This is a genomic window from Streptomyces sp. NPDC086989 (assembly GCF_044745505.1).
In the GTDB taxonomy this organism is placed as follows: domain Bacteria; phylum Actinomycetota; class Actinomycetes; order Streptomycetales; family Streptomycetaceae; genus Streptomyces.
The window spans coordinates 228,629-243,357 of record NZ_JBIVAL010000005.1 but is presented as its reverse complement, the minus strand read 5'-3'; the positions used below and the strand labels follow the sequence as shown (position 1 = coordinate 243,357).

Genomic DNA, 14,729 nt, shown 5'->3' with positions numbered 1-14,729 from the left:
GTAGTTGAGGAACAACGTGCGCCTGCCTCTCGACCGACGCCTGACTCTCAGCGCCGCCCTGCTCGCCGTGGTGGCCGGTGTGGTGCCGGCGACCGCCGCCCAGGCGGCCGCGAGCCCCCTCACCGGTACGGCGACGGCCGCCGCGCCCGCGCCGACGCCCGATCTCGACGCCGTGACGCAGGCGTTGAAGAACACCACCGCGGCCGGGGCGCCGGGCGCCATGGTCCGCATCACCGGTTCCGGTGCGCCGCTGACCAGTGCGGTGGGCGTGCAGGACCGCACCACGGGTGCGGCCATGGACCTGAACGGCCGTTTCCGGATCGGCAGCGTCACGAAGACGTTCTCCAGCGTCGTCCTGCTCCAGCTGGTGAACGAGGGGAAGCTGAGCCTGGACGCCCCGGTCAACCAGTACCTGCCCGGCCTGCTGCCGGACAACCGGATCACCGTGCGTCACCTGCTCACCCACCGCAGTGGGCTGGCGGACTACACGAACGCCATGTTCGACAAGACGGTGCCCGGTTTCGAGGCCGTCCGCAACAAGGTCTTCACCTACCAGGAGCTGGTCGCGCTGTCGCTGCGCGAGCCGCGCACGACCGAGCCGGGCGTCTCGTACAACTACTCCAACACCAACTTCGTGGTCGTCGGCATGCTCATCGAGAAGGCCACCGGGAACGGCGTGGCCAAGGAGTACGAGCGCCGCATCATCAAGCCGCTCAAGCTGAAGAACACCTCGTACGTGCACCCCTCCACGCAGATCAAGGGTGCGCACCTGCACGGTTACCTCACCCCGGACGAGGCCGGCGCGCCGCTGGTCGACTCCACCGAGCAGACGGTGTCCTGGGCGCAGTCCGCCGGTGCGATGATCTCGAACGCGGCCGACCTCAACACCTTCGTGTCCGCGCTGCTCGGCGGCAAGCTGCTGGCGCCCGCGATGCTGGACGCGATGCTCAACGTCACCCCGACCGACGCCACGAACACCCGTTTCTACGGTCTGGGCCTGCGCCGCTACGACCTGTCGTGCGGTACCTCGGTGTACGGGCACACGGGCACGGTGCAGGGCTTCTACACGTACGCCTTCGCCACGCGCGACGGGAAGCGCAGCCTCGCCGCGGTGGCGAACACCTCGAACAGGGGCGCCGCGAACACGGCCCTGGGCGGCACGCTCGAAGGCGCGTTCTGCGGGAAGAAGGGGCCGGCCGCCCCCACCGCCAAGCGCAGCTTCGCCCTGGTCCCCGAGCTGACCGCGGCCCCGGCCGACCGGGACCTCCCGGAGCACGGCTCGCGCTGACCCGGACCTCCGCTGCCGCCCGGTGGTCTCCGCCGGGCGGCAGCCGGGGCCGGCCCCTGCGGATCAGGCGGTGACGCGGATCGTGGACTGGCCGTGGCCGAACCGCTCCCGGTGAGTCGCAGGTCTGCGCATGGATACGGAGACCGCGGGGCTGCTCCTTCCTCGTCACGTGGCCCGGAGCCGGGCGGGGAGCCGGGGCGGGGTGCGCCGGCCCGGCCGGGGCGGCCGGGCGGCCGCGGCCGTCAGGGCGCGGATCCGCTCGGTGAAGTCCGGGTCGGGCAGCGGGAGTTCGAGGTCGTCGTCGACGTAGCTGACGGCGGCCGACACGTACTCCATGACGGCCCTGACGGTGCCGGAACCGCGCCTGGACGCGGTTCCGCCGGGCCGCAGCGCCCGCAGGACGCGCAGGGTGGTGGGCAGGCTCGCATCGGCGGCGAGGTCCCGCACGGCACCCTCGAACACCACCGTGGCCGCGTCCGGCTCGTCCGGGGTGGCGGCTGCGTGCCGGGGGGCGGGCGGCGCGCTCTGGCGCCGCCACCAGACGGCCTCCTGGTCCTCCCCCAGCGCGAGGTGGTGCAGGTACAGGCAGTACGAGGCGAGCGGGTCGCCGGCTCCGGCGGCGTACTGCCACCAGAAGCGGGCGGAGTCCTCGGCGCCGGTGAGCAGCAGGATGCAGCCCAGCACACGGGCGCCTGAGGGCTGGGGCAGCTGGTGCGTGAGGAAGTCGCCGAGCGCGGCCACCGCGCTGCCCGTGACGGCCGTCTCACACAGGGCCTGGAGGTCGCGCGCGGCTCCCCGCACGTCCTCCTCCGGTCCGCCCGCCGCCTGCTCGGACGCCCGTGCGCCCCGCGGCCGGGGTGTACCGCCGGTGTCCGCGATGTCGGCGGGCGCGTGCGGGGCGGTGTGCAGGCGGGCGCGGTCCAGCAGTTGCTCAATGGTCGATGTCACCGGAGACCTCCTCCTCGACGGTGCTGTCCGGGTACAGGGCGGCGTGCAAGTTGCGTACGGCGTGCCGTGCGGTGGACCGTACGGACGCCAGGGGGACGCCCAGTGCGTCCGCCGCCCGGGCCTCCGGCAGTCCGCACAGGTGCAGCAGGACGATGACGTCCTGCTGCATGGGCGCAAGGCCCCCGACGGCGCGGAACAGGGCCATGGACTCCTCGACCTGTCCCACCGGGTCGGGGGCGAGGTCGAGGGCGACCGTGTCGAAGGCCGCCTCGACGAGCGAGGGGCGGCCGTTCTCCTTCGGGGCGCGTTCGAGCACCGTCTGACGCAGCATCGGCCAGGCGAACCGCTCGGGGTTGTCGCTGGCGAGCGCGTCGTGCCACAGCATCAGCAAGAGCGTGAACACGTCTTCGACCGCCTTGTCGACCAGGCTCCTGCGGCGCAGGAACGCCGAGGCGTAGCCGGTGTAGTGCGGACGGTGCATCTGCTGGAAGGCCCGGAAGTCCAGCGGGGTCGAGGTGGCCGCGGTGCGGTGGCGGGCCCCGCCCTCGTGGAGGCAGTCCTTGATCCACGAGGTGCGCTTGCCGGCGTCCCCCGCCGCGATCACCCAGCGCAGCCGCATCGTGTCGTACGGCAGGCCGGGCCGGTCCAGCGCGAGGAGCACCGTACGGACGAACACCCATCGGGGGTAGCGTCCGACGGCCCGCAGCAGCTCGGAGATGTGACCCTTGGGGCGGCCGGTGCGCGCTTGGAGCTCGTCCAGCGTCACTCCCCTGCCGTGGACGGCATCGCGCAGCGGCTCCAGCCAGGCGCGGTGCGCCGGTCCGGTGCCTTCGGTGATCGGGCCCAGCGGCCGGCCGGGCCTGCCGCGCCGGCCCTGGGGGAGGTCCTGCGGTGCCGAGTGGAGGTTCATCCCTGCGGCCCCCCGTCCCGGCCGGGCACCTGCACGGTCGCTAAGCGCGCCACCGCGGTGACGATCATCCGGTTGTTCCTCATCGCGCCGTCCTCTGGCTGCTGCTGCGCCTGGTTGGTGTCTGTCCGGGATACGGCTCATGGCGTTGCCACGCCCCCCTTCAGGAGCCGGAGCAAGCATGGAGTGAACAGAGTTGGACAGGTGCGAAAAAAGCAGAACGGGGAACAATCAGAAGCGCGTGTCCGCCCCGCTTCAGGCGGGTTCCAGGGGCAGCCGGGCCACCAGCCGGGCGCCGACGGGGGCGTCCTCGACCGTCAGGGAGCCGCCCAGGCGGGTGGCGATGTCGCGGGCTATGGCCAGGCCCAGCCCCGTGCCGCCCTCGTCACGGCTGCGGGCGTCGTCGAGGCGGGTGAACCGCTCGAAGACCCGCTCCCGGTCCGCCACCGGGATGCCCGGCCCGTCGTCGCGGACCTCCAGGACGGCGGTGCGCCGCTGCGCGTCGAGGCGCAGCACGAGCCCGACCCGCCGCTCCGCGTGGCGCTGGGCGTTGTCCAGCAGGTTCGTCACGAGGCGCGCCAGCCACAGCGTGCTGCCGCGCACGACGGCCTCGGCGGCGATCTCCGTGTCGACGGGTATCCGGTCCCGCCGGCGCGACCCGGCGGCCTCGCGGGCCACGTCCGCCAGGTCGACCGCGGCGGCCGGCGGCGGCTCCCCGGTGTCCAGGCGGGCCAGCAGGAGCAGGTCGGCGGCGAGGTCCTGCAACCGTACGGTGTCCTCCAGGGCCCCGTTGACCAGCTCGCCCCACAGCGCCGGATCGGGGTGGGCCCGGGCGACCTCCAACTGGGTGCGGAGCACCGTGATCGGGCTGCGCAGCTCGTGCGAGGCGTCGGCGATGAACCGGCGCTGGCGGATCCCGGCGGCTTCGAGCCGGTCCAGAGTGGTGTTCATGGTGACGGCGAGCCGGGCGATCTCGTCCTGGCTGCGCGGCACCGGCACACGGCGGTGCAGGTCGCGGTCGCTGATGGCGGCGACCTCGGAGCGGATCGCCTCGACGGGCCGCAGCGCCCAGCCGGTCACCCGCCACGTGACCAGGGCCACGGTGAGCACGAGCAGCGGCACGACGACGACGAGCACGCCGGTGATGACGTCGTCGGCGGTGTCGGCCTCCCGTAGGGAGGTCCCCGCGTAGACGGTGACCAGTCCGTCCGGGGTGACGGTGGTGACCTGCACGACGCGGTGGCGGCGGTCACCGCGCGCCGGGCCCTCCTTCCAGGTCCCGCGGACCGTTCCGGGTTTGCCCGGGCGGGCCGGGGAGAGGGCCGGGCGGCCGGCGAGGTTGGGGCTCGCCGCGAGGACCCGGCCCTGCGCGTCGACGACCTGGACGAAGTCGGTGCCGCGACCGGGGGTCAGGACGGGGTCGAACCGGCCGGCGGCCACCAGCCCGGCGGTGGACAGCGCCTGCCGTTCGGCGTCGGCCTGGGCGTTGCCCATGAGGTTGCCGTCGAGGATCCCGAGCAGAGCGAAGGAGGCGGCGCCGAGGGCCAGGGCCACCACCGTGGAGGCGCCGAGCGTGGCCCGGGCGCGGACGGACCGGGGTCGCAGGCGCCGCGCGAGGCCCCGGATCCGGCAGCCGACGCTCAGGTTGACGCGGCCGAGGAGCCCGTGGGCGGGCCCGGTGCGCGGTTCAGCCACCGTCGGCCGCCAGCCGGTAGCCTGCGCCGCGGACGGTCTCCACCGCGGCCCGGCCGAACGGTGCGTCGATCTTCCGGCGCAGGGCGCTGACGTGGACCTCGACGACGTTGAGGTCGCCGTCGTAGGCCGCGTCCCAGACGTTCTCCAGGATCTCCCGTTTGGGTACGACCTCCCCGGCCCGCCGGGCCAGGTGGACGAGGACCGCGAACTCGCGCGAGGTCAGCCGGGCCTCGGTGCCGGCGCGCGTGCACCGCTGCGCTCCCGGGTCGATCACCAGATCCCCGAACTGCATGATCTGCGGGCTGCGCCGGCCGGTGCGCCGGATGAGGGCGCGCAGCCGGGCGACCAGGACCACGTAGGAGAAGGGCTTGGAGAGGAAGTCGTCCGCGCCGGTGTCGAGGGCCTCCGCCTCGTCGTACTCGCCGTCCTTGGCGGTGAGCATCAGGATCCCCGACTCGCAGCCGCCGGCGCGCAGCCGGGCGCAGACCCGGTAGCCGTTGAGGCCGGGCAGCATGATGTCGAGCACGATGGCGTCGTAGTCGTGTTCGCCGGCCAGCCACAGGCCCTGCGGGCCGTCGTGGGCGACGTCCACGGAGAAGCCCTCGGCCTGCAGACCCCGCTGGAGGGCAGCGGCGAGCCGCCGTTCGTCCTCGACCACCAGTACGCGCATGGGGACAAGGTTCTCAGGTCGCCCCGCCGGTTTGCTGAAGAGGTCTTCAGCCTGCTTCAGCACAGCTTCAGCATCGGGCGCGCAGGATCTGCCGAGCCGGGCGGAGTGCCCGGAGAACGCGAGGAGCATGTCGATGACTCAGTCCAGTCCCCAGCCCGCCGAGCCGCCCGCGGGGCCGGGCGCGGCCAAGGCCGACACGACCGGCGCGGTGGCGGGCCGCCGCGGCCGGCTGGTCCGGCTGGCCCGCGGGCGGCGCACCCGCTGGGTGGCCCTCGGCGCGGTCGTCGTGATCGGCGGCGGGGCGGCGGCGGTCTCGGTGGCCGAGCACGGACACCGGGAGCACGGGCGGGGCGGTTTCGCCGCCGAGGTGCGCGAGCACGGCCACGGGGAGATGCCGGGCGGCGGCCTGATGGGCCCGAAGCCGCGCAAGGGCGGCAAGCCCGGCGTCGACGGCGGCGACCGCGGGCCCGAGGGCGGCCTGCACGGGTGGGGCCCGGGCGGCCGCGGCCCCGGCGGCGGGGCGGCGAAGGCCGCTCCCGTGCCGCCGCCCGCGCTGCCCGCGGCCCAGGCCGTGGAGAAGGCCACGGCCGCCGTGGAGGGCGGGAAGCTCGAATCGCTGCGGACCGTGGCCCAGCAGGGCGGCGGCAGCGCCTGGCTGGCCGTGGTCCTCGGTCCCGACGGGGTCCGGCACGCCGTGACCCTCGCCGGCGCCGACGGCACGGTCACCGGCAACACCGTGGCCGGGAAGGGACCGCTCGGCGCCCGCTGACCGCGCACCGGCGTCCGGACCACCCGGAGCGCCAGGGCTGTCCGGTCGGGTCCGGTCCGCTCCGCCGCGACGGGCGGGGCGGGCAGGGCCGGTGGGGCGGGCGGGGCGGGGCCGACGGCCCCACCGGCCCTCGCCGGCACCGGTCAGCCGGTGCCGGCGACGGAGTCCAGGAGGGCGAGGTCCTCGGCGGTCAGGCGCACGGAGCCCGCGGCCACGTTGGCGGTGAGGTGGTCGGGGTTGCCGGTCCCGGGGATGGCCAGGACGTGCGGCCCCCGGTGCAGCGTCCAGGCGAGCCGGATCTCGGCGGCGCCCACCCCGTGGGCGCGGGCCACGGCGAGCACCGCCTCGTGTTCGGCGCCGCCCGTGCCCGCTTCGCGTCCCGTTCCGGCGATCGCGTAGAACGGCACGAACGCCACGCCCTGCTCTGCGCAGGTGTGCAGGAACGCCTCCTGCTCGGGTCCGGCGCCGAGCCCGTACATGTTCTGCACGCAGACCACCGGCGCGATCGCCTGCGCTTCGGCGAGGTGGTGGGGCCGTACGTTGGACAGGCCGAGGTGGCGGATCAGTCCGGCCTCGCGCAGGTCGGCCAGGGCGCCGAAGCGCTCGGCGATCGAATCGTCCCCGACGATGCGCAGGTTCACCACGTCGAGGTGGTCACGGCCCAGCTGGCGCAGGTTCTCCTCGACCTGGCCGCGCAGCTGCCCGGGGGTGGCGTGGGGCACGAACTCGCCCGCCGGGGACCGGCCTGGGCCCACCTTGGTGGCGATGACGAGGTCGTCCGGGTACGGGGAGAGGGCCGTGTTGATCAGCTCGTTGGCGGAGCGCAGCGGGGAGAAGTAGAACGCGGCGGTGTCGATGTGGTTCACGCCGAGCTCGACGGCGCGGCGCAGGACGCCGATCGCCCGGGCCCGGTCGCTGGGGACGGAGTCGCGGGTGAACGCCGGGCCGTCCTGGGTCAGCCGCATCGCGCCGAAGCCGAGGCGGTTCACCTGCAGGTCGCCGAGCTTCCACGTGCCGGATGCGGCCGCGTTGATGGTCTGGGAGGTCATGCCGGAATGATCTCCGCACGATAGGCTCGGCGCCAATGTTTCAGGTATGAGTGAATCCGAGGGTGGTCCTCGTGGGCGAACTGGCGTTCTCGGCGGGCGATCTGGCCCAGATGCGGTTCGCCGTCTCACCGGCGTGGGAGGTCGTGACCAGCTTCCGGCGGCTGCTGACCGACGGCGCCACCTCGCCCGTGTACCGGCCCTGGGCGGAGCAGGTGCGGCCCCGGCTGGCGGCCGCCGGGCTGGACCGGGGCTGGCTCGCCGAGCTGATCCCGCCCAAGGGGTACCTGCCGCACTTCCTCAACCCGGCGCCCGCCGGTCCGGCCCCCGCTCCGGCGGAGGAGCTGGCGGCCCTCGTGGCCGCCCCCGCCGACGTCGTCCGCCGCAATCTGGACCACCTGCGCTACCACCAGGGCCCGCTCGGGCCCCGCGCGCGGTCGCTGTACGCGGATCCGCGGGCGCGCCTGCCGCGGCTGGCGCAGGAGGTCGAGGCGTACTGGGAGCTGGCGCTCGCCCCGTACTGGGCGCGGATCCGTGCGGTGCTGGACGCCGACGTGTTCCACCGGGCGCGGCAGGCGGCCGAGCAGGGCGCCGGCCGCGTCATCAACGAGCTGCACAGCGCGGTGCGCTGGGACGACGACGCCCTGCGGCTGCTGCGCCGGACGCGGCCGCTGTCCCGGGAGACGGCGGGCCGGGGCCTGCTGCTGGTCCCCTCGGTGTTCCTCGGGCCGGGACTGCTGACCCGGATGACGCCGCCGGACCCGCCGCAGCTCGCCTACCCGGCGCGCGGCGTCGGCGCGTTGTGGGCGTCCCGGCCGCCGGCCGCGAGGGCGCAGGCCCTCGCCGCGGTGCTCGGCCGTTCGCGGGCCCTGCTGCTGGCGGAGCTGGCGGCGCCGGCCTCGACCACCGAACTGGCCCGGCGTACGGGGCTCTCGGCGGCCGGGGTGTCCCAGAACCTGACGGCGCTGCGCGATGCGGGTCTGGTCAGCGCGCACCGGGCGGGCCGCTCGGTGCTGTACGCCCGCACCACCGTCGCCGAGGCCCTCCTCGCCGCGCCGGGCGGGGAGGGGGTCGTCAGTTCGGCTGCCGCACCGACATGAGCAGGTGGCGGTGGTCCCTCGCGACCGCACCGCGCTGCACCCCGTGCCCCTCGGCCCGGCCCTCCTCCCGGAGCGGACCGTGGTCCTCCTGCGCCGAGGTGCGCCGTGAGAGTGCGTACGAGGGTGCCGCCGCCCGCGCCCTCGCCGCGCTCGCCCTCGCCCGGCGGCGGGCGGGCGCCTGGGCGCCGGTCAGTCCGTGAACACCGCCGAGGCCTCGGCGGCGTACGCCCGCAGCTGCGGTTCCAGCGCGGCCCGGTCCGCGACGGCGGAAGGCAGCAGGCACCGGGCCTCGGCCTCGGTGGCGTGGCTCAGCATCCAGGCCCGGGCCCACGCCGGGTCCGCCGGGCGGTCGGCGCCGTGCATCCGTGCCCGCGCGGCGGCGTGGGCCGCTCCGGGCACCCGGCCAGCGATGACCGGGAGGACGTGCTCCTCCTCGGCTTCGATGTGCGCCGCCAGCAGGTCGCGCCGGCGGGTCAGGAGGCCGGCCAGCCGCCGGGCGTGACGGCCGGGTTCGGCGGCGAAGCGGGCCGCGGCCGCGTCGCAGTCGGCCTGGAGTGCGTCGAGCGCCGCGAGGTCGTCGACGAAGCGGACGATTCCGGCCACCGCCTCGGCCGCGTCGGGCACGGCGTCGAGGACGAGGGGCCACAGGATCTCGTCCTCGCGGTGGTGGCCGCGTACGGCGTCGTTGTAACGGTGCACGTACCCGGCGATGGCCCGCGCCCGCGCGGGTTCGGCCGGCTCGGCGGCCGCGGCGAGAGCGGCGAGCAGCCCCGCGAGGCGCTCGCCGTCGGCCAGGATCGCCCGGTGGGCGACCCGGACGCCGGTGAGACCGTACGGCTCGACGGGGGCGAGGTGTTCGCTGTCCATGCGCACGACTGTGCGCGCCTCGCCTCAGCGTCGACTCAACGTCCGATGAACGCCACCACCCGCCGGGATGTCGAGGCGGGTGCGACGCGCGACCCGCGCGTCCGTCCGCCCTCTCGCGCGGACGTAGGGTCGGGGGGCCGTCCTGTCACCGTTCCGGGAGAAGTTCCGCCATGCCGTCCACCGGTCCGCAGTCCGTCGACCGCGCCCTCGCGATCCTCGACGCCGTCGCCGACGCGCCCGGGCCCGTGGGCGCCAAGGCGCTGGCCCGCCGGATGGAGTGCTCGCTGTCCACCGCCTACCACCTGCTGGCCCCGCTGACCGCACGCGGGTACCTCGTCCGCACGGCGCAGGGGTACGTGCTGGGCCCCAGGATCCCCGGGCTGCACCACAGCCTGCTGCGCCATCTGGAACCCGCTCCGCGCATGACCGACCTGCTGGCCCGGCTGCGCCGGACCACCGGCGCGGAGGCGTACTACACCGCCTACCGCGGCGGCCTGATCACCGTCGTCGAGACCACCGCCCCGGTCACGGACGCGGCGCACCCGTTCGCCCCCGGGCGGGAGACCCGGGCGCACGCCACCGCCCACGGCAAGGCGCTCCTCGCCGAACTGCCCCGGCCGCTGCGGCGCCGGTACCTGGCCGAGCACGGGATGGCCCGCCTGACCGGGGCCACCATCACCAGCGCCGAGCTGCTGGAGGCGGAGCTGTCCCGGGTCCGCGGGCAGGGCTTCGCCGTGTCCGTCGGAGAGGCCGACCCCGCGTACACCTGCCTGGCCGTGGCCCTGCCGCGCGGGCGCGGCGGCGACCGCGACCGCGACAGCGCCGGCGACGCCGTGCACGCCCTGTCGGTGTCGCTGCCGACCGAGGAGTTCCGGCGGCGCCCGCGGGAGATCCGTACCGCCCTCGCGCAGGCTGCGGCGGGCTGCGCCTGACACCCGTCGCGCCGGTTTTGCGACACTGCCGGAAATACGGCGCCATGGGGATGCGCGGGCCGGGGCCGCCTGCGAGTCTGGTCGGCATGATCTTCATCGCCGTCAGGTTCGACGTCCGTCCGGAGCACAGCGACAACTGGCTCACGCTCGTCGACGACTTCACCCGGGCCACCCGCAACGAGCCGGGCAACCTCTTCTACGACTGGTCGCGCAGCGTCGACGACCCGACCAAGTACACGCTCCTGGAAGCCTTCACCGACGCCGAGGCGGGCGCGGCACACGTGGCGTCCGACCACTTCAAGGCCGGTATGGAGACCCTCGCCGGCGCGATCGCCAGCACGCCGGAGATCATCCACGTCGAGGTTCCCGGTCAGGGCTGGAGCGCCATGGCCGAGTTGTCCCCCCGCAACTGACCCGGCGCCCCTACGAAGAGGCTTCCAGCAGCCCGGCGGCCGCCTCGCGCATCTCGACCTTGCGGATCTTGCCCGTCACGGTCATCGGGAACTCGTCCACGACGTGCACGTACCGCGGGATCTTGAAGTGGGCCAGCCGTCCGTCGCAGTACGCGCGGACGGCGGCCGCGGTCAGCGGCCGCGCCCCCTCGCGCATCCGCACCCATGCCATCAGCTCTTCCCCGTACTTGGCGTCGGGGACGCCGATGACCTGGACGTCCAGCACGTCCGGGTGGGTGTGGAGGAACTCCTCGATCTCCCGCGGGTACACGTTCTCGCCGCCCCGGATCACCATGTCCTTGATGCGGCCGGTGATGCTGAGGTAGCCGTCCTCGTCCATGACCGCCAGGTCGCCGGTGTGCATCCAGCGGGCGGCGTCGACGGACTCGGCGGTGCGCTCCGGTTCGCCCCAGTAGCCGAGCATCACCGAGTAGCCGCGGGTGCAGAGCTCCCCCGGCTCGCCGCGGGGCACGGTCCGGCCGGACTCCGGGTCGACCACCTTGACCTCCAGGTGCGGCCCGACCCGGCCCACCGTGGACACCCGGCGCTCGACGGAGTCGTCCGCGCGGGTCTGCGTGGACACCGGGGAGGTCTCCGTCATCCCGTAGCAGATGGACACCTCGCGCATGCCCATCCGGTCGATGACCTGCTTCATCACCTCGGTCGGGCAGGGCGAGCCCGCCATGATCCCCGTGCGCAGGCTGGACAGGTCGTACGTGTCGAAGCCGGGCGCGGCCAGTTCGGCGATGAACATCGTGGGGACCCCGTACAGGGAGGTGCACGCCTCCGCCTGGACCGCGGCGAGGGTGGCCTCGGGATCGAACGACGGCGCGGGGATGACCATCGCCGCGCCGTGGCTGGTGCAGGCGAGGTTGCCCATGACCATGCCAAAGCAGTGGTAGAAGGGGACCGGGATGCAGACCCGGTCCTGTTCGGTGTAGTGGCACAACTCCCCTACGAAGAAACCGTTGTTGAGGATGTTGTGGTGGGAGAGGGTCGCCCCCTTGGGGAAGCCGGTGGTCCCCGAGGTGTACTGGATGTTGACCGGGTCGTCGGGGCTCAGCTCCGCCGCCGCGCGATCGAGGCGGTCCGGGTCGCCCGTACGGCCGCGCTCCAGCAGGGACGTCCACTCGGGCCGCTCCAGCAGGACGGTGAACTCCAGTTCCGGGCAGCGCGGCCCGACCTCCTCGATCATCCCGGCGTAGTCGGAGGTCTTGAACCGCTCCGCCGCGACGAGCAGCCGGATCCCCGCCTGGCGCAGGACGTACTCCACCTCGTGCGAACGGTACGCCGGGTTGACGGTGACGAGGATCGCCCCGATCTTGGCGGTGGCGTACTGGACGAGTGTCCATTCGGACCGGTTGGGGGCCCAGATGCCGACGCGGTCCCCCTTGACGATGCCGAGGTCCAGCAGGCCCAGCGCGAGGGCGTCGACGTCGGCGGCCAGCTCCGCGTACGTCCAGCGGCGCCCGGAGGCCAGGTCGACGAGGGCGTCGCGGCCGGGGAAGCGGCGGACGGTCCGGTCCAGGTTCTCGCCGATCGTGTCTCCCAGCAGCGGCACTTCGAACACCCCGGACGCGTAACTCGACGGCGCGGTGCTTCGAGGGGCGGAACTCGACGCGGCGGACACACGTACCTCCTGGACTCGGTGGCGGGGCGGGGCCCGGCGGGCCGGCGCCCCTCATGATCCTCCGGGTGCGGAGCCCCGGCCACCCTCGTGCCGGCTTTCCCCCGAAGGGAGTTCAGCGCAGGCAGCCGACGATCCTGACCGAGGCCTCCGCGGTGCCGGTCAGCCCGGAGGCCGGATCGGTGGCGCTGAAGACGAGGCGGTACGTCCCGTCGGGCAGCAGCGGGACGAGGAAGCGGCCCGAGGCGCCCGAACCCAACGTCACCGGCCCGGCGGGGCCGTTGATCCTCCAGATCGTGTACTGCGGGTCGGTGACCGGCTGGTCGCCCGGGCGGGTCCGGGCCGTCCCGGCGAAGGACTCCTCGCAGCCGCGCCGCAGTTGACCGCCGGCGGTGGGCTGCTGGACGGCCACCGCCGGGGCCTGCGGCTGCTGCCGGGTCGGCGAACCGCTCGGTGACGGGCTGCCCGGCCGGTTCGGGCCACCCGTGCCCGGGGTGCCCGGGCTGTTGGGCCCGCCGGACGTGGGCGTCGTACGGGGCGAGGCCGTCGGGCTCGCGGTGGGCGAGGCGCCGGGGGCGGAGGCCGAGGGCGAGGCGGACGGGCGGCCGGTCCCGCCCGGCAGCGGATCGAGTGCGCGCGGCACCTCAGGGTGGATCACGGCGGGCGGCGGAGCCGCCTTGGCCGGCTCGGTCGGCCGGGCGTCGATCCTGGCGCAGACCGCGCTGGCGATCAGATCCTGGCTGTCGGGCACGGGCAGGGCACGCAGCGCCTGGTCGTCCGGGCCGCGGCCGTGCGTGTCGAAGTAGCCGTTCCCGGTGAGCGTCTCCCGGTCGCTGTGCTCGATCCACACCGAGTTCATGTAGTGGGAACCGGCCTTCTGCTGGTTCCTGCCGGTGACGTGCCATGCCGTCACCCTGTGGCCCGAGGGCTCGCCGGCCGTCGGTGCGTCGGTCGGCGCGTACAACCAGCCGTCGCCGAGGAACCGCGTCGGGGACGGGTCGTCACCTTCCTCGTTCGCGGCGGGGAACCGGAAGCCTCCGCCGACCACGAGTTGGCCCTTCGGGCAGGACACGGCCGCGTCCGCGCTGCCGCCGGCGGCCACCGCCACCTTGGCGGTGACCACGGAGACGGCTTTGAGGCGGACGCAGATCGCCCGGACCCCGACCGCGTAGTTCGCCTGCGGTGGCTGCGGGTCCTCGATGCGGGTCTGGTGCTCGATGAACTCGGACCTGGGGATCGGGAACGTGCCGGCGGTCAACCGACTGCCCGGGTTGAGCGCGGCGAAGGTACCGGACTTGGCGTCGCCGGGCGGCCCCTTGGGGGTCAGGCCGTCGAGGGGGACCGGCGCGACGGCTCGGCCGGCGACGGTGCGCTCCGCCCGGAACTCGGTGCCCACCGCGGTGAAGTCACCGTCACACCCGGGCGTGGCGTCGTGGGCCCGGGCCACCGCCGCGTACGGCCCGTCGGTCGACAGGTCGTGGATGGTCCCGCCGTCGCTGGCAGCGGCCATCTTGTTCTTCCGGTCGTGGAAGGCGTATACCCGCTCCATCCAACCAGTGGTCTCGAACTGCGGTTTCGCGTTGACGCACAGGGCGTACGCGGTGAGCGCGGCGGCCTCGGCCCCCGGGTTGTACGCAGCCGCCAGCCAGGCGCCGCTCATGAACAGGCTGTTCGTGGCGAAGCCCGTGCCGGTGATCGCATATCCGCCGCCGAGCGCGGTCTCGTGGGCCTGGCAGGAGGCGACGACGGCCTGTTCCCCGCCGGCCGCGACCGGCACCGTGACACTGCGCTGCACGACCGTCAGCTGCGGACCGCCGGTGACCGCCCAGACGCCGACGCCCACGGCGCCGGACACCACGAGGGTGCCCGCGGCCGCCACGGCGGCCGTCTTGGCGGTGACCGCACTGCCCAGTTTCGCCAGGACCCCAGAGCCCATCTTCGATGCCCTCCCCCGCCTCACGGCCGTGCACCTCCCCGCGGCTACGGGGCGTGGGCAATGTAGCGCTGCGTGCGATACACGTCACAGAGGCTTGAAGTATCGGTTCTGCTACGGACTCCCCGGCTGATGGCAAAACCGCTGCCCACCCTCGGGCGGCCGGGGGCGGCCCCGGGCGCCGACCGAACTGCCCTCCGGGAGGAAGCGGCGCACAGTGAAGGCATGATTCGCTTCCGGACGGCCCTGGTGTGTGCTGCCGGCCTGGTCGCCGCCACCCTCCCGGCGACCGGCGCCGGCGCCGCAGCGGGCCGTGAGCCGCCACCGGCCGCCTGCGTCAGCTCCCCCGGCCCCGCCACCGGCCCGCCCGGCAGATCCTCGACATCGCCGGGCGGGCGCGGAAGGACCTCGGGCCGAACGCCGCCGGGGTGGCACTACTGCCACCCCGGATGCGGATGGCAGGGATATCGAGGGCCCGGGGGTTCGCGCGGGACG

General features: G+C 74.5%; 14 protein-coding genes. 6 read left to right on the top strand and 8 right to left on the bottom strand.

Translation table 11 applies throughout. From position 1 onward, the window contains the following. Window positions 1-16: 16 nt before the first annotated feature. A complete protein-coding gene (locus tag ACIPK4_RS13905; RefSeq protein WP_402312291.1) occupies window positions 17-1,288 on the top strand; it encodes a serine hydrolase domain-containing protein in 1,272 nt (423 codons plus the stop codon). A 165-nt stretch (window positions 1,289-1,453) separates the two neighbouring features. Here ACIPK4_RS13905 and ACIPK4_RS13900 read toward each other — a convergent pair whose 3' ends face one another. The 4 genes from ACIPK4_RS13900 to ACIPK4_RS13885 all read right to left on the bottom strand — a co-directional run bounded on the left by ACIPK4_RS13900 (window position 1,454) and on the right by ACIPK4_RS13885 (window position 5,508). Then, window positions 1,454-2,236 (bottom strand): hypothetical protein, encoded by a 783-nt coding sequence (locus ACIPK4_RS13900; protein WP_402312289.1) that lies wholly within the window; start codon window positions 2,234-2,236, stop codon window positions 1,454-1,456. Continuing rightward, complete coding sequence (locus ACIPK4_RS13895; RefSeq protein WP_402312286.1) at window positions 2,220-3,146, bottom strand: sigma-70 family RNA polymerase sigma factor; 927 nt, start codon at window positions 3,144-3,146, stop codon at window positions 2,220-2,222. Before ACIPK4_RS13895 ends, ACIPK4_RS13900 begins: the two co-directional genes overlap by 17 nt. A gap of 252 nt (window positions 3,147-3,398) precedes the next feature. Further along, a complete protein-coding gene (locus ACIPK4_RS13890) occupies window positions 3,399-4,838 on the bottom strand; it encodes an ATP-binding protein (protein WP_402312283.1) in 1,440 nt (479 codons plus the stop codon). Beyond that, complete coding sequence (locus ACIPK4_RS13885) at window positions 4,831-5,508, bottom strand: response regulator transcription factor (RefSeq protein WP_402312280.1); 678 nt, start codon at window positions 5,506-5,508, stop codon at window positions 4,831-4,833. The genes ACIPK4_RS13890 and ACIPK4_RS13885 overlap by 8 nt, the downstream gene beginning before the upstream one ends. A 133-nt stretch (window positions 5,509-5,641) precedes the next feature. Here ACIPK4_RS13885 and ACIPK4_RS13880 point away from each other — a divergent pair, with 133 nt between their 5' ends. Beyond that, window positions 5,642-6,277 (top strand): hypothetical protein, encoded by a 636-nt coding sequence (locus ACIPK4_RS13880; RefSeq protein ID WP_402312277.1) that lies wholly within the window; start codon window positions 5,642-5,644, stop codon window positions 6,275-6,277. A 143-nt stretch (window positions 6,278-6,420) separates the two neighbouring features. Here the strand turns inward: ACIPK4_RS13880 and ACIPK4_RS13875 are convergent, their stop codons facing one another. Beyond that, window positions 6,421-7,326 (bottom strand): aldo/keto reductase, encoded by a 906-nt coding sequence (locus tag ACIPK4_RS13875; RefSeq protein ID WP_402312274.1) that lies wholly within the window; start codon window positions 7,324-7,326, stop codon window positions 6,421-6,423. Between the two features lie 110 nt (window positions 7,327-7,436). Here ACIPK4_RS13875 and ACIPK4_RS13870 point away from each other — a divergent pair, with 110 nt between their 5' ends. Then, complete coding sequence (locus tag ACIPK4_RS13870) at window positions 7,437-8,423, top strand: DUF5937 family protein (RefSeq protein ID WP_402312949.1); 987 nt, start codon at window positions 7,437-7,439, stop codon at window positions 8,421-8,423. Continuing rightward, on the top strand, window positions 8,420-8,623 hold the full coding sequence (locus ACIPK4_RS13865; protein WP_402312271.1) for a hypothetical protein: 204 nt from the start codon (window positions 8,420-8,422) through the stop codon (window positions 8,621-8,623). Before ACIPK4_RS13870 ends, ACIPK4_RS13865 begins: the two co-directional genes overlap by 4 nt. Here the strand turns inward: ACIPK4_RS13865 and ACIPK4_RS13860 are convergent. Continuing rightward, window positions 8,613-9,290, bottom strand: a complete 678-nt coding sequence (locus ACIPK4_RS13860) for a hemerythrin domain-containing protein (RefSeq protein WP_402312268.1) — start codon at window positions 9,288-9,290, stop codon at window positions 8,613-8,615. The genes ACIPK4_RS13865 and ACIPK4_RS13860 overlap by 11 nt on opposite strands. 170 nt (window positions 9,291-9,460) lie before the next feature. On the opposite strand from ACIPK4_RS13860, the gene ACIPK4_RS13855 reads away from it, so the two are divergent. Further along, entirely contained in the window at window positions 9,461-10,222 is a 762-nt protein-coding gene (locus ACIPK4_RS13855; protein WP_402312265.1) for an IclR family transcriptional regulator, read from the top strand. An 86-nt stretch (window positions 10,223-10,308) separates the two neighbouring features. Next, on the top strand, window positions 10,309-10,635 hold the full coding sequence (locus ACIPK4_RS13850) for a putative quinol monooxygenase (protein WP_376201195.1): 327 nt from the start codon (window positions 10,309-10,311) through the stop codon (window positions 10,633-10,635). 10 nt (window positions 10,636-10,645) lie between these two features. Here the strand turns inward: ACIPK4_RS13850 and ACIPK4_RS13845 are convergent, their stop codons facing one another. Beyond that, window positions 10,646-12,235: an AMP-binding protein gene (locus ACIPK4_RS13845; protein ID WP_402312262.1), complete on the bottom strand. Its 1,590-nt coding sequence runs from the start codon at window positions 12,233-12,235 to the stop codon at window positions 10,646-10,648. 181 nt (window positions 12,236-12,416) lie between these two features. Then, the gene (locus ACIPK4_RS13840; protein WP_402312260.1) at window positions 12,417-14,237 is read right to left on the bottom strand and encodes a hypothetical protein; all 1,821 of its coding nucleotides are present in this window, start codon (window positions 14,235-14,237) and stop codon (window positions 12,417-12,419) included. Window positions 14,238-14,729: the final 492 nt, after the last annotated feature.

What these genes read in the sequence shown, in the direction of transcription:
- ACIPK4_RS13850 (WP_376201195.1), top strand. Translation starts at nt 10,309, where the DNA reads ATGATCTTCATCGCCGTCAGGTTCGACGTCCGTCCGGAGCACAGCGAC.
- ACIPK4_RS13895 (WP_402312286.1), bottom strand. Translation starts at nt 3,146, where the DNA reads ATGAACCTCCACTCGGCACCGCAGGACCTCCCCCAGGGCCGGCGCGGC.
- ACIPK4_RS13875 (WP_402312274.1), bottom strand. Translation starts at nt 7,326, where the DNA reads ATGACCTCCCAGACCATCAACGCGGCCGCATCCGGCACGTGGAAGCTC.
- ACIPK4_RS13880 (WP_402312277.1), top strand. Translation starts at nt 5,642, where the DNA reads ATGACTCAGTCCAGTCCCCAGCCCGCCGAGCCGCCCGCGGGGCCGGGC.
- ACIPK4_RS13855 (WP_402312265.1), top strand. Translation starts at nt 9,461, where the DNA reads ATGCCGTCCACCGGTCCGCAGTCCGTCGACCGCGCCCTCGCGATCCTC.
- ACIPK4_RS13870 (WP_402312949.1), top strand. Translation starts at nt 7,437, where the DNA reads ATGCGGTTCGCCGTCTCACCGGCGTGGGAGGTCGTGACCAGCTTCCGG.
- ACIPK4_RS13885 (WP_402312280.1), bottom strand. Translation starts at nt 5,508, where the DNA reads ATGCGCGTACTGGTGGTCGAGGACGAACGGCGGCTCGCCGCTGCCCTC.
- ACIPK4_RS13865 (WP_402312271.1), top strand. Translation starts at nt 8,420, where the DNA reads ATGAGCAGGTGGCGGTGGTCCCTCGCGACCGCACCGCGCTGCACCCCG.
- ACIPK4_RS13840 (WP_402312260.1), bottom strand. Translation starts at nt 14,237, where the DNA reads ATGGGCTCTGGGGTCCTGGCGAAACTGGGCAGTGCGGTCACCGCCAAG.
- ACIPK4_RS13860 (WP_402312268.1), bottom strand. Translation starts at nt 9,290, where the DNA reads ATGGACAGCGAACACCTCGCCCCCGTCGAGCCGTACGGTCTCACCGGC.